The sequence below is a fragment of the Kribbella sp. DT2 genome (assembly GCF_049844575.1).
GTDB lineage: Bacteria > Actinomycetota > Actinomycetes > Propionibacteriales > Kribbellaceae > Kribbella.
Map to the genome: position 1 here is coordinate 42,885 of NZ_JBNCLH010000005.1, position 12,683 is coordinate 55,567.

13 protein-coding genes are annotated in these 12,683 nt (G+C 68.8%); 9 read left to right on the plus strand and 4 right to left on the minus strand.

Annotated elements, in window-relative coordinates; genetic code table 11:
- Positions 1 to 26: 26 nt before the first annotated feature.
- Positions 27 to 890, minus strand: coding sequence for a mycothiol conjugate amidase Mca (gene mca / locus ACLQ2O_RS21580; RefSeq protein ID WP_425834115.1), 864 nt, complete (start codon positions 888 to 890; stop codon positions 27 to 29).
- Between the two features lie 35 nt (positions 891 to 925).
- Here mca and ACLQ2O_RS21585 point away from each other — a divergent pair, with 35 nt between their 5' ends.
- On the plus strand, positions 926 to 1,345 hold the full coding sequence (locus tag ACLQ2O_RS21585) for a DUF4307 domain-containing protein (RefSeq protein WP_425834117.1): 420 nt from the start codon (positions 926 to 928) through the stop codon (positions 1,343 to 1,345).
- Between the two features lie 226 nt (positions 1,346 to 1,571).
- Positions 1,572 to 2,081: a transcription elongation factor GreA gene (greA, locus tag ACLQ2O_RS21590; protein WP_425834119.1), complete on the plus strand. Its 510-nt coding sequence runs from the start codon at positions 1,572 to 1,574 to the stop codon at positions 2,079 to 2,081.
- A gap of 57 nt (positions 2,082 to 2,138) precedes the next feature.
- On the opposite strand, the gene ACLQ2O_RS21595 is transcribed toward greA, so the two are convergent.
- Positions 2,139 to 2,981 carry an ABC transporter permease gene (locus ACLQ2O_RS21595; protein WP_425834121.1) on the minus strand — a complete coding sequence of 281 codons (843 nt, stop codon included), beginning with the start codon at positions 2,979 to 2,981 and terminating at the stop codon, positions 2,139 to 2,141.
- Positions 2,978 to 3,958, minus strand: a complete 981-nt coding sequence (locus ACLQ2O_RS21600) for an ATP-binding cassette domain-containing protein (protein ID WP_425834123.1) — start codon at positions 3,956 to 3,958, stop codon at positions 2,978 to 2,980. The genes ACLQ2O_RS21595 and ACLQ2O_RS21600 overlap by 4 nt, the downstream gene beginning before the upstream one ends.
- Positions 3,959 to 4,194: 236 nt before the next feature.
- Here ACLQ2O_RS21600 and ACLQ2O_RS21605 point away from each other — a divergent pair, with 236 nt between their 5' ends.
- From ACLQ2O_RS21605 to ACLQ2O_RS21630, 6 genes are all read left to right on the plus strand, one after another.
- A complete protein-coding gene (locus ACLQ2O_RS21605) occupies positions 4,195 to 5,208 on the plus strand; it encodes an MFS transporter (RefSeq protein ID WP_425835260.1) in 1,014 nt (337 codons plus the stop codon).
- Positions 5,209 to 5,362: 154 nt separating this feature from the next.
- Positions 5,363 to 6,346 (plus strand): hypothetical protein, encoded by a 984-nt coding sequence (locus ACLQ2O_RS21610; RefSeq protein WP_425835277.1) that lies wholly within the window; start codon positions 5,363 to 5,365, stop codon positions 6,344 to 6,346.
- Positions 6,343 to 7,548 carry a threonine ammonia-lyase gene (gene ilvA, locus ACLQ2O_RS21615; RefSeq protein WP_425834125.1) on the plus strand — a complete coding sequence of 402 codons (1,206 nt, stop codon included), beginning with the start codon at positions 6,343 to 6,345 and terminating at the stop codon, positions 7,546 to 7,548. The genes ACLQ2O_RS21610 and ilvA overlap by 4 nt, the downstream gene beginning before the upstream one ends.
- Before the next feature lie 20 nt (positions 7,549 to 7,568).
- Positions 7,569 to 8,906, plus strand: coding sequence for an extracellular solute-binding protein (locus tag ACLQ2O_RS21620; RefSeq protein WP_425834128.1), 1,338 nt, complete (start codon positions 7,569 to 7,571; stop codon positions 8,904 to 8,906).
- The gene (locus tag ACLQ2O_RS21625) at positions 8,903 to 9,775 is read left to right on the plus strand and encodes a carbohydrate ABC transporter permease (protein WP_425834130.1); all 873 of its coding nucleotides are present in this window, start codon (positions 8,903 to 8,905) and stop codon (positions 9,773 to 9,775) included. Before ACLQ2O_RS21620 ends, ACLQ2O_RS21625 begins: the two co-directional genes overlap by 4 nt.
- Positions 9,772 to 10,578 carry a carbohydrate ABC transporter permease gene (locus ACLQ2O_RS21630; protein WP_425834132.1) on the plus strand — a complete coding sequence of 269 codons (807 nt, stop codon included), beginning with the start codon at positions 9,772 to 9,774 and terminating at the stop codon, positions 10,576 to 10,578. The genes ACLQ2O_RS21625 and ACLQ2O_RS21630 overlap by 4 nt, the downstream gene beginning before the upstream one ends.
- 1 nt (position 10,579) lies before the next feature.
- Here the strand turns inward: ACLQ2O_RS21630 and ACLQ2O_RS21635 are convergent, their stop codons facing one another.
- Positions 10,580 to 11,020 (minus strand): MarR family winged helix-turn-helix transcriptional regulator, encoded by a 441-nt coding sequence (locus tag ACLQ2O_RS21635; RefSeq protein WP_425834134.1) that lies wholly within the window; start codon positions 11,018 to 11,020, stop codon positions 10,580 to 10,582.
- An 88-nt stretch (positions 11,021 to 11,108) separates the two neighbouring features.
- On the opposite strand from ACLQ2O_RS21635, the gene ACLQ2O_RS21640 reads away from it, so the two are divergent.
- Positions 11,109 to 12,608, plus strand: coding sequence for an MFS transporter (locus ACLQ2O_RS21640; RefSeq protein WP_425834136.1), 1,500 nt, complete (start codon positions 11,109 to 11,111; stop codon positions 12,606 to 12,608).
- Positions 12,609 to 12,683: the final 75 nt, after the last annotated feature.

The following is a 12,683-nucleotide window of genomic DNA, read 5'->3' on the forward strand; positions in this document are numbered from 1 at the left end:
CAGTGTCTCACCGTCCCCACCCGCCGTCAGCGCAGCCCCGCGAAGAGGTCGTCCTCGGGGAGCTCGGACTCGACCAGGCTGCGGGCCAGTTCGTAGTCCTCGGTGGGCCAGGCCTCCTGGTGCACGGCCAGCGGAACGCTGAACCAGGACCCGTCCGGATCGATCTGCGTCGCGTGCGCCAGCAGCGCCCGGTCGCGGACCCCGAAGTACTCGGCGCACTCGACCCGGGTGGTGATCCGGCGCTCGTTCTCCGGGTCCGGCTTCCACTCCTTCAGGCGTTCGGCGTACGGCGACTCCAGGCCGCGCGCGACCATCGCGTCGTGCAGCGCCTTCATCCGCTCGAAGTGGAACGTGTGGTGGTAGTACAGCTTCAGCGGCTGCCACGGCGCGCCCAGTTCCGGGTACGCGTCCGGGTCGCCGGCCGCCTCGAACGCGGCGACGCTGATCTGGTGGCACATCACGTGGTCGGGGTGCGGGTAACCGCCGTTCTCGTCGTACGTGGTGACGACCTGCGGACGGAACTCCCGGATCAGCTTGACCAGCGGCGCGGCGGCGTCCTCGACCTTCATCAGCCCGAAGCAGCCCTCGGGCAGCGGCGGCAGCGGGTCGCCCTCGGGGTAGCCCGAGTCGACCCAGCCGAGCCACTCCTGGCGGATGCCGAGGATCTCCCGCGCCGCGTCCATCTCCTTGCGGCGGATCTCGGAGATGTTCGCGAGCACCTCGGGGCGGTCCATCTTCGGGTTCAGGATCGAGCCGCGTTCACCACCGGTGCACGTGGCCACCATCACGTCGACGCCGTCGGCCACGTACTTCGCGGTCGAGGCAGCGCCTTTGCTGGACTCGTCGTCGGGGTGGGCATGGACATGCAGCAGGCGAAGATCTTCGGTCACAAGACACAATGGTCCTCCAAGCCCGAGGAGAACCGTTGACCGACCCAGCCGCGACCGACCTGGACGCCCGCTACGGCCGTACGCCGCGCGGCCGCCGACCCCTGCTTCTGATCGGTGTGATCGGCGTCGTCGCCGTGGTCGCACTGGTCTGGCTGGTGCGGGTCGCGTTCGTCCAGTCCACCCCTCCGGTCTCGTCGCGCCTGCTGGCGTTCACGATCCCGTCGGACACCTCGGCGACCGCGACGATCCAGGTCGAGAAGCGCAAGTCCGTCGAGGCGTCGTGCCGGCTGCAGGCCAAGGCCGCCGACTTCTCGATCGTCGGCGAGCTGACCCTCACGGTGCCGGCCGACTCCCCCAAGGCGCAGACTCTGCCGGCCAAGCTGACCACACAGCGCGTGGCGACCTCGGTCGTGCTGGTCGGCTGTACGACGGCCGACACCGCCCGGCCGCACTGACCGGTTGCATAGCCGAGCGCCGTACGGGTACTGGGGTGTCCGTAGTACGGACCGGTATCCCATCGTGAGCGGTGGCAAGCGATTGCCGACGGGGTCGCTCACTGTTTGAGAAGACGAAGAACTGTGGGGTTCCGGGCCCGTTCTTGCTACGCTCGGAGGATTGGTCGCCGTCGACGACGGCGACCTTGAGTATTTCCGACCCATCCCATCACCAAAGGAGCAGCCCGTGACGCAGAACATCGAGGACAGCGTTGTCTGGCTGACACAGGATGGCTTCGACCAGCTGAAGGCGGAGCTCGAGAACCTGAAGGGCCCGGCCCGCGCCGACATCACGCAGCGGATCAGCGACGCCCGCGACGAGGGCGACCTGAAGGAGAACGGCGGCTACCACGCGGCCAAGGACGAGCAGGGCAAGATGGAGGCCCGGATCCGCCAGTTGGAGGACATGGTGCGCCGCGCCCGGGTCGGCGAGACCCCGAAGCCGGGCGGCAAGGTCGAGCCCGGGATGAAGGTGTCGATCAAGTTCGCCGGTGACGACGAGGTGGAGACCTTCCTGCTCGGCTCCCGCGAGCTGCTCGCGCTGGACGCGTCGGTCGACATCGACGTGTACTCCCCGCAGTCGCCGCTCGGTTCGGCGATCCTGGGCAAGAAGAAGGGCCAGAAGGCCACTTACGAGGCGCCGAACGGCAAGGACGTCACGGTCGAGATCGTCGCCGCGGAGCCGTTCACCGGCTGACCCCACCCAACGCACAGCAGCGCCCCGGTGGGAAACCACCGGGGCGCTGCTGTTTGGTCAGTGCCCTGTCGTACGGCGGTATTTGCGGACCGCGAGCGGCGCGAAGACGCCGATGATGACCGCGCACCAGATCAGGCTGAGCCAGACCGGGTGCTGGGCGGGGAAACCGTCCGGGCTGGCGAACGGCGAGGGATTGCCGAACAGGTGCCGGCAGGCGGCGACGATCGAGGAGATCGGGTTCCACTCGGCGATCGGTTGCAGCGCGCTCGGCAGGTTCGGCGTCGGCACGAACGCGTTGGACAGGAACGTCAGCGGGAACAGCCAGATCAGCCCCGCCGACGCCGCGACCTCGGGGCTGCCGACCGAGAGCCCGATCAGCGCGCCCACCCAGAGCATCGCGAACGCGAACAGCAGCAGGATCGCGAACGCGCCGAGCGCCTGGCCGAAGCCGTTGTGCCAGCGCCAGCCGACGATGAACCCGCAGATCACCATCACCAGCATCACGAACGCGTTGAACACCACGTCGCCGATCACCCGCCCGGCGATCACCCCGGACCGTGCCATCGGCAGCGACCGGAACCGGTCGATCAGTCCCTTCGACATGTCGTCGGCCAGCCCGACGCTGGCCGAGGCGACCGCGAACGCCATCGTCTGGGCGAAGATCCCGGACATCAGGAACTCCCGGTACGCCCGCGCGCCGGGGAACCCCGGGATCGGGATCGCGTTGCCGAACACGTACGCGAACAGCAGCACGAACATGATCGGCTGGATCGTCGCGTAGATCAGCATGTCCGGCGTCCGCGGGATCCGCTTCAGCGTCCGCCAGGCCAGGATCCCCGCGTCGGAGACCGCCCGCCCGACAGCACTCTGCTCCCGGCCTTCAGCAGATTCCGTACTCATGCCCGGGCCTTCTTTCCTGATTCGTCCACCTCGGTGTCGGGGTTGTCGGTGGCGTGCCCGGTCAGGGTCAGGAACACGTCGTCGAGCGTCGGCCGGCGCAGGCCGATGTCGGCGATCCGGATGCCGGCGGCATCCAGCGTGCGGATCACCTCGACCAGTGCCGCCGAGCCGCCCGGCGCCGGCAGGGTCACGCGCTTGGTGTGCTCGTCGAGCGTGCTCGCCTCGGGGTCGGTCACCTGCAGCGCCGTGGTCAGCAGGTCGAGCGCCCGAGCGGTGTCACCCGGTTCGTGCACGACGACCTCGATCCGCTCACCGCCGACCTTCGCCTTCAGCTCGTCCGCGGTCCCACGGGCGATCACCGAGCCGTGGTCGACGACCGCGATGCTGTCGGCCAACTCGTCGGCCTCCTCCAGGTACTGCGTGGTCAGCAGGATGGTGACGCCTTCACTGACCCGGTCGCGGATGATCTTCCACAGGTCGAGGCGGCTCCGCGGGTCCAGCCCGGTGGTCGGCTCGTCCAGGAACAGCACCTTCGGGTGCGCGATCAGGGATCCGGCCAGGTCGAGCCGGCGCCGCATGCCGCCGGAGTAGGTCTTGAGGATCCGGTCCGCGGCCTCGGTCAGGTCGAAGATCTCCAGCAGCTCGTCGGCCCGCTGCTTGGCCTGCTGACTGCTGAGCCGGTAGAGCCGCCCGAACATCCACAGGTTCTCCCGTCCGGTCAGCAGCTCGTCGACCGCCGCGTACTGCCCGGAGAGCCCGACCAGTCGCCGTACGGTGTCGGCTTCCTTGACCACGTCGTGCCCGAGCACCCGCGCGCTGCCGGCGTCGGGCGTCATCAGCGTGGTCAGCACCCGAACGGTGGTGGTCTTGCCCGCGCCGTTCGGCCCGAGCAGGCCGACCACGCTCCCCTCGGGCACTTCCAGGTCGATCCCGTCGAGCGCTTTGACCGTGTTCTTCCGGGATCTGAACGTCTTCACGAGGCCCGTCGCCTCAATAGCCGCCATCAGAGCCGCCCCTCCAGAGTGTGATGCAGATCATCCTGACCGAGACCACGGACAGAATTCGAACCTTTTCTCCAGGGCTAAATACGCTAGCAGTTATATAAGCGAGACCGACAATATAGTTGCAGACTCCAACTTGAGTCGACCCGACTCAACTTCGCGGCCACGGTCCCGCCAGGGGCATCCTGAGTCACCGCTGCCTGCCCGTCCTGATCGCGGCCGATCTCGGGCGGGCAGTCCTCTTCGGCTCGATCCCGGTCGCGGCCGCGTTCGGCGTACTCGGCCTGCCGCAGCTGTACGTCGTACTGGCGCTGTCCGGAGTCCTGAGCGTGCTGTTCGACGTCGCGCACAGCTCCTACCCGCCGCGCCTGCTGACCCCCGACCAACTCCTGCCGGGCAACGCGCGACTGGCCGCCAACCACTCCGTCGGGGCCGTCGTCGGCGCGGGGGCGGGCGGCGTACTGATCCAGTGGCTGTCCGCCGCGACGACGATCGGCCTGAACGCCCTCGGCTTCCTCTGGTCGGCGCTCTGGCTCAGATCCATCCGTACGCCGGAAACGAGGCCGCCCGCCCCCGAGCACCGCGACCTGCGCCGCGAGATCACCGAAGGCCTGCGCTACGTCTTCCGCCACCCGCTGCTGCGCCCACTGGTCCTCACCTCGGCGACCACCATGCTCTTTCAGGCCGCGAACTCGGCCGTGATCGTCGTCTTCCTGGTCCGCGAGATCCACCTCTCCCCCGCCGCGATCGGCGTGCTCAACATGATCGGCCTGCTCGGCGCGATCGCCGCCTCCGCGTTCACCGAGCGACTGAGCCGCTGGATCGGCGACGCCCGCGCCCAGCTCGTGGCCGCGATCGGCCTCGGCATCGCGTTCCTGATCCAGCCGCTGACCAACCCCGGCTGGTCCCTCAGCTGGTACGTCGGTTCGACGCTGCTCGCCGCGATCTGCATCATCGTCGGCTACATCCTGCAGGTCAGCACCCGCCAGCGCGTCTGCCCGCCCGAGCTGCAGGGCCGCGTCAGCGCCACGATGTCCTTCGTCAGCTGGGGCGCCCTCCCGATCGGCAGCCTGCTCGGCGGCGCCCTGGGCACCGCCTTCGGCCTCCGCCCCACCCTCTGGATCGCCGGCGTCGCCACCCTGCTGGGCACGAGCTGGCTGATCTTCTCCCCGTACCGGACCCTGCGCAGCATCCCCATCCCGGTCGACATCCGCACCACCAGGTGACTTGAACGTTACAATCCAAAGCTTGTCGTGGAGCGCAGGACAGGATCCGAGGGGATCCGGCGCCTCGCCACGGCGGAGGTTCGCGCTCTGTGTGGTGCGGGATGCGAGAGACCACGAGGAGACCAGCTGTGCGCCTGGCTGCTCCGAAACTCTGGTGACCGGGGTGGCCGACTGTGGACAACCGGACGACTTCGGCGCATGCGACGGTATCTTCCTGTGTGCCGAACCTCCCGAGCTCGATGACCTCGTCCTGGATACGTGTTACTTGAGTATGCTTGCTCGCGGCGCGACGGCGTGGGTGGAGGATCAGCGGCCGGGGAAGGCCGCAGAGTTCCTCGGGCGTGTGTTGTCAGCGCATCGTTGCGGTGGTCGGCGGCTCCTCGTGGCCCAGTCGCAGTTCGACCGCGAGATCAAAGACTCCGGCGGACGACCCTTTGAGTACGCGGAACTTCCGGCGTACTTCTTCGCCGACCACCTCGAGCCGATCGCGGGCGGACTACCGGAGCAGTATTTCTCGGTGGGTATCGAGCGGGAAAAGCAGTTTCTGGAAGCGCGGCGGGACGATCGACTCGGGCAGGCCCGGATCGAACATCAGCAATTGAGTGATCAGTCGGCTGCCTATCGGAGGGCTGTCACTGGATTCCGCCGCCAGGCCAGGTCCTTGGTGCTGGCTGAGACTGTCGACGAGGTCGTCTCCGATCTGACCACACGCGGCGCCGATCCTCTGGTCAGACTGATCAAGAGCCATTGGAAGCAGCTTCCGGACGGCTCGGCGTTCGATCTCGCCGCAGACGGGTCGATCCAGGCAATCCACGGAAGTCGGCCGGTGGACTACAGCTCGATGTCCGGCGGAGAGAAGGCCCGGGCACTGCTCGTCTATCGCATCGCGGCGCTCAAGGCTCTGTCCAACTCTCCATTGCTGATGCTTGATGAGCCGTTGGAGCACCTGGATCCACGGAACCGCTGGAAACTTGCCCGGATGCTGTCGGACCTGACCGCCCAGAAAGTTCTCCGCCAGGTGCTGATCACGACCTACGAGGAATCCCTGGCCCGTAAGCTCGCCTTGCGGAATTCGCGGATGGACGGGGAACCTGTGCGGGTCCTACTCGTCGATGGCAAGGGAGGCATCGAAGCGTGAGCATCACAGCAGCCGAGATTGCCCGGGCAGCGGATCTGCTGCACGACGTGGTGGCGCCGACCCCGCTGGAGTACTCGCGGTGGCTGAGTGACCTGGTCGGCGGCGACGTGTTCCTGAAGTGCGAGAACCTGCAGCGGACCGGCTCGTTCAAGCTGCGCGGCGCGTACGTGCGGATGGCGCGGCTGTCGAAGCAGGAGAAGGCGCGCGGCGTCGTCGCGGCCAGCGCCGGGAACCACGCGCAGGGCGTCGCGCTCGCCGCGCAGCTGCTCGGGATCAAGTCGACCGTGTTCATGCCGCACGGCGCGCCGCTGCCGAAGGAGAAGGCGACCCGCGCGTACGGCGCGGAGATCCGCTTCGTCGGCACCTCGATCGACGACTGCCTGCGCGCGGCGCGGGAGTTCGAGGCGGAGACCGGCGCGATCCTGATCCACCCGTTCGACCACCCCGACATCGTCGCCGGGCAGGCGACCGCCGGGCTGGAGATCGTCGAGCAGTGCCCGCAGGTCCGGACCGTCGTCGTACCGACCGGTGGTGGCGGGCTGGTCGCCGGGATCGCGACGGCCATGCAGCGCGACGGGATGCCGATCAGCGTCGTCGGGGTCCAGGCCAAGGGCGCCGCCGCGTACCCGGCCTCGCTGCTGGCCGGTGAGCCGGTCGCGCTCGAGCGGATGAGCACGATGGCCGACGGGATCGCGGTCGGGCTGCCCGGGCAGGTGCCGTTCGCGGCGATCCAGGCGTACGTCGACGAGGTGCTCACGGTCGGTGAGGACTCGTTGTCGAAGGCCCTCTTGCTGGTGCTCGAACGCGCCAAGCTCGTGGTCGAGCCGGCCGGCGCGGCCGCGGTTGCCGCCGTACTGGACGACCCGAAGCGGTTCGAGCCGCCGGTCGTGGTGGTCCTGTCAGGTGGCAACATCGACCCCGTCCTGCTGATGCGCGTCCTGCGGCACGGCATGGCCGCCGCCGGGCGGTACCTGTCGTTGCGGGTGCGGATCCCGGACACCCCCGGCGGTCTGGCCACGCTGCTCCAGCGACTCGCCGAGGTCGAGGCGAACATCATCGAGGTCCTGCACGAACGCATCTCCGAGACCCTCGACCTGGACGAGGTCGAGGTCGCGCTGCAGCTGGAGACCCGGGGTGAGGAGCACCGGATGCGGGTATTGAACAGCCTGAGCGCCAACGGATACACCTATACCCTGAACTGAACTGAACTGAGGAGCCCCCTGTGAAGGTCGTTGCCCTAGCGGCTGCAGCCCTGTTGCTGACCGCCGCCTGTACGCCGGGGTCGGAGACCCCGGAAGGCGGCGCGAGCGCGCCGAGCTCGGTGAAGACCGACGCGGCGGCGTTGGGGGACGTCAGCCTGACCGTGTGGGACCAGGAGGTCCGCGGCGGGCAGGCGGCGCAGATGGCCGAGCTGAACAAGCAGTTCGAGGCCAAGTACCCGAACATCAAGCTGAAGCGGGTGTCGCGGTCCTTCGACGACCTGAAGACGACGCTGCGGTTGGCGCTGTCCGGCAACGACGCGCCGGACGTCGTCCAGGCGAACAACGGGCGCTCCGACATGGGGGAGTTCGTGAAGGCCGGGCAGCTCGTTCCGCTGGATGAGTGGGCCAAGGCATACGACTGGGGCAGCCGGTACCCGGCGTCGGTGATGCAGTACTCGCGGTACTCCGCCGACGGCAAGACGTTCGGCGAGGGCAACCTGTACGGCCTGCCGCAGGTCGGTGAGGTGGTCGGCCTCTACTACAACAAGGAGAAGCTGGCCAAGCTCGGGGTCCAGCCGCCGAGCACCTGGGCGGAGTTCGAGGACGCACTGGCCAAGGCCAAGGCCGGGGGCGAGCTGCCGATGCAGCTCGGCAACCTGGACAAGTGGCCGGCCATCCACGTGTTCGGCACCGTGCAGGACAAGGCCACCCCGGCCGACCAGATCACCACGCTCGCCTTCGGCCGGCCCGGCGCGTCCTGGAAGACGCCGGAGAACACCAAGGCCGCCGAGAACCTGGTCTCCTGGGTGGACAAGGGCTACTTCAACTCAGGCTTCAACGGCCAGGGCTACGACCCGGCCTGGCAGGACTTCGGCAAGGGCAACGGCGTCTTCCTGATCGCCGGGACCTGGCTGCAGGCCGACCTGCAGAAGGCGCTCGGCACCAAGGTCGGCTTCATGCTGCCGCCCGGGACCGACGCCGGTGCCAAGCCGGTGATCACCGGCGGGACCGGGTTGCCGTTCGCGATGACGAACAAGGCGAAGAACAAGGACGCGGCCGCGGCGTACATCAACTTCATCACCAGCCCGGACGCGATGAAGGTGCTGACCGCGACCGGCAACCTGCCGATCGCCGACACCGGCCAGCAGCAGGCACCGGCCGGACTGGCCAAGGACGTCTTCGCCGCCTTCGGTACGGCGGTCGGCCAGGAAGGCCTCGTGCCGTACCTGGACTACGCGACACCGACCATGTACGACACGCTCGGCGCCGCGCTGCAGGACCTGATGGCGAAGAAGGCGACCCCGCAGCAGTTCGTCGACAAGCTGGAGGCCGACTACAGCAAGTTCGCCGGAAAGTGAGCTCACCGCCCGGCGAACCGCGCAAGGTCGGCTACCTCTACATCCTGCCCGCGCTGGTCGTCTACGGACTGTTCCTGCTCTACCCGCTCGGCCGGGCCGTCCACCTCTCGCTGTTCGAGTGGGACGGGATCTCGCTCGGCAAGTTCGTCGGGCTGAGCAACTACGCCGACGTCGCCGCCGACGCCGGACTGCGCGCTGCCTTCGGGCACGCGCTGGTGCTGATCGTCTTCTACTCGGTGCTACCGGTGGTGATCGGCCTGGCGCTCGCGTCGGTGCTGCAGCGGGCGCGGGTCCGCGGTCTGGCGTTCTTCCGGACCGTGGTGTTCCTGCCGCAGGTGGTCGCGATGGTCGTCGTGGCCGTTGCCTGGCGCCACATCTACGCACCGGACGGCCCGCTGAACGACGTCCTGCGGGCCGTCGGTCTGGACGGCCTCGCGCGCGGCTGGCTCGGGGACTACGCGTTCGCGCTGCCCGCGGTCGGCATCATCGGGACGTGGTTCGAGACAGGGTTGGTGACGGTGCTTCTGCTGGCGGGGATGGCGCGGATCCCGCGGGAGCGGTACGAGGCGGCACGGCTGGACGGCGCCGGCGCCGTGCGCGAGTTCTTCGCGGTGGTGCTGCCCGCCGTACGGGGTGAGATCGCGGTCGCGGTGACGCTGACGGTGATCGCGGCGCTGCGGACCTTCGACCTGGTCTACGTGACGACCAGCGGGGGGCCGGGAACGTCGACGAGCGTTCCGTCGTACGAGGTCTACCACCGGGCGTTCGAGCTCGGGCAGGTCGGTTCGGCGGCTGCGATCGGGGTCTGCCTGACCGTGCTGATCTTCGTGATCACGCTCGGCGTCAACCGGATCGCGGACCGCGCATGAGGGCGCCGGCGGCCGAGCGCTTCGGCAACTACCTGCTGCTGATCGTCTTCGGGTGCTTCGCGCTGGCGCCGATCGTGTCGATCGTCGCGGCCGCGTTCGGGCCGGACGACGGCGGCAGCGGGTCGAGCGGCTTCGGGAACTTCGGCAAGGCCTGGGAGATCGGGCACTTCGGGACCTACCTGCGGATGAGTCTGCTGGTGTCGGTCACCGTGGTGGTCGCGAGCGTGCTGCTGTCGATCCTGAGCGGGTACGCGTTCGGGACGATGCGGTTCCGGGGCGCGGGCGCGCTGTTCTACCTGTTCCTGCTCGGCATCATGATGCCGACCGAGGCGATCGTCGTTCCGCTGTACTTCGACCTGCGCTCGCTCGGCCTGACCGACACGTACTGGGCGGTGGCGCTGCCGCAGGTCGCGCAATCCGTTGCCTTCGGCACCTTCTGGATGCGGGCCTACTTCCGGTCGTCGAGCCGCGCGCTGGTCGAGGCGGCGCGGCTGGACGGCGCCGGGCACTGGCGGACGCTGTGGCAGGTGCTCGTCCCGCCGGCGCGACCGGCGCTGGTGACGCTGATCGTGCTGGTGTTCATGTGGACGTGGAACGAGTTCCTGATCCCGCTGGTGATGGTGACGAGCGAGTCGTTGCGGACGGCACCGTTGGGGCTGGCGTTCTTCTCCGGGCAGTACACGTCGGGGTTCACGCTGCTCGCCGCGGGCGCGGTGATCGTGGGGCTGCCCGTCGTACTGGTGTACGCGTTCCTGCAGCGGCACTTCATCCAGGGCATGCTGGAAGGCGCCGTACGAGAGTGAGTTAGTCGCAGGACTTCAACAGCGGCGAGTGCAGCCGGTCGGCGAGGACTCGTCGCTGGGTCGGCTGCGCCTCCGTCTGTCGGAGGAGGCCCTCGTCGGTCAGGCGGACGTTGACCGCGCGGCGGTCCTCGGCGCACATGTGCCGCTCGACCAGGCCGGCCGTCTCCAGCCGCCCGATCACGCGGGACAGCGCGCTCTGGCTCAGGTGCACCGACTTGGCGATGGTCTGGACCTTGGCGGACTGCTCGGGCAGCTCGGCCAGGCGCTCGAGCACCTCGTACTCGCTCATGCCCAGCGCGTGGCCCGCCTGCAGCTCGCGGTCGAGCGCGCAGCTCAGGTCCGCGTGCCGGGCGAGGATCTCGCGCCACTCCCGCACGTCGGCGGTGCTCTCACGATCGGTGCCGGTCTCACCAGGGCCGGCGCTGACCTTCGTCTCGGTCATGGTGGGCACGTTATCATGCACGCGCATTCAATGCAAAGACATTTAATGCCTAGACATTAGATGCACACGCATGCAAAACTCTCTGCTCGTGACACAGACAACGCACACACCTCCGGCTCGGATGACCTGGGACGCCCGCCTGTGGGGCGCGCTCCTGGTCGTCTGCGGCGTGATCTTCCTCGACGGCCTGGACGTGTCCATGGTCGGCATGTCCCTGCCCTCCATCGGCGCCGACCTCGGCGTCTCGCTCTCGTCTCTGCAATGGGTCGTCACCGGCTACGTGCTCGGGTACGGCGGACTGCTGCTGCTCGGCGGCCGCACCGCGGACCTGCTCGGCCGCCGCAGGGTCTTCCTGATCGCGCTCGCCGTCTTCGCCGTGGTCTCGATGCTGAGCTCGCTGGCCACCAACCCCGAACTGCTCATCGCCGCGCGGTTCGTGAAGGGCATCGCCGCCGCGTTCACCGCGCCGGCCGCGCTCTCGATCATCACCACCACCTTCCACGAGGGCCCGGACCGCAACCGCGCCCTCAGCATCTTCACCACCTGCGCCGCCAGCGGCTTCTCGATGGGCCTGATCCTCGGCGGCGCGCTGACCGAGGTCGGCTGGCGCTGGACCTTCCTGATGCCCGGCCCGGTCGCGCTGATCGTGTTCCTGTTCGCGCTCAAGCTGATCCCGAACAGCCCGCGCGACAAGGCCGCCGGCGGGTACGACGTACCGGGTGCGGTCACCGTCACCGGCGGCATGCTGTCGCTCGTGTACGCCGTGGTCGGCGCCGAGCACGCGGGCTGGGTCTCGGTCCAGACGATCGGCCTGTTCGTGCTCTCCGTCGCGCTGCTGACCGCGTTCGTGCTGATCGAGCAGCGGACCAAGCACCCGCTGGTCCGGCTCGGCATCCTGCGGGCCCCCGCGCTGCGGCGGGCGAACCTCGCGATCCTGACCGTCTTCGGCGCGTACGTCGCGTTCCAGCTGATCGGGACGATGTACCTGCAGAACCTGCTCGGCTGGTCGGCGTTCGAGACCTCGCTGGGCTTCCTCCCGGCCGGTCTGCTGGTCGCCACGCTGTCGCCGAACGCGGGCAAGCTGGCCGACCGGATCGGCACCGAGCGGATGATCGTCGCCGGGATGGCGCTGTTCGTGGTCGGGTACGCGCTCTCGCTGAGGATCGGCCCGGAGTCGGCGTACTTCGCGACGGTGTTCCCGACGATCATGCTGATCGGCCTCGGGTTCGCGATCGCGTTCCCGGCGCTCAACATCCAGGCGACCAACGGGGTGCCGGACCACGAGCAGGGACTCGCGTCGGGGCTGTTCAACACCTCGAACCAGGTCGGCGGGGCGATCGTGCTCGCGATCGTGACCGCGGTGATCAGTGGCCGGTCCGCGGGGGTGACGTCGCCGGAGGGGATGTTGTCGGCGTACAAGCCCGCGCTGGGCGTGGTCACGGGGATCGCGGCGCTGGGCCTGATCATCGGACTGACCGGTCTGCGGGGGCTGCGCGCTCGCCGGGAGGCGGAGGCCGCCGAGGCGGCTCAGCTCGAGGCGGTGCAGCGTGAGCTGGCCGCCGAGGAGATGGAACCGGCCGTCCGATGACTGCAACCGGCTCTCGCTGAGCCGCTGAAGGGATATGCCGCAGTGCGGGTTCCGGGCTACTCCGCCGGGACCCGC

Bases quoted from the DNA above. Each gene is read 5' to 3' on its own strand.
- ACLQ2O_RS21635 (WP_425834134.1), bottom strand. From the start codon at position 11,020: ATGACCGAGACGAAGGTCAGCGCCGGCCCTGGTGAGACCGGCACCGAT.
- ACLQ2O_RS21630 (WP_425834132.1), top strand. From the start codon at position 9,772: ATGAGGGCGCCGGCGGCCGAGCGCTTCGGCAACTACCTGCTGCTGATC.
- ACLQ2O_RS21595 (WP_425834121.1), bottom strand. From the start codon at position 2,981: ATGAGTACGGAATCTGCTGAAGGCCGGGAGCAGAGTGCTGTCGGGCGG.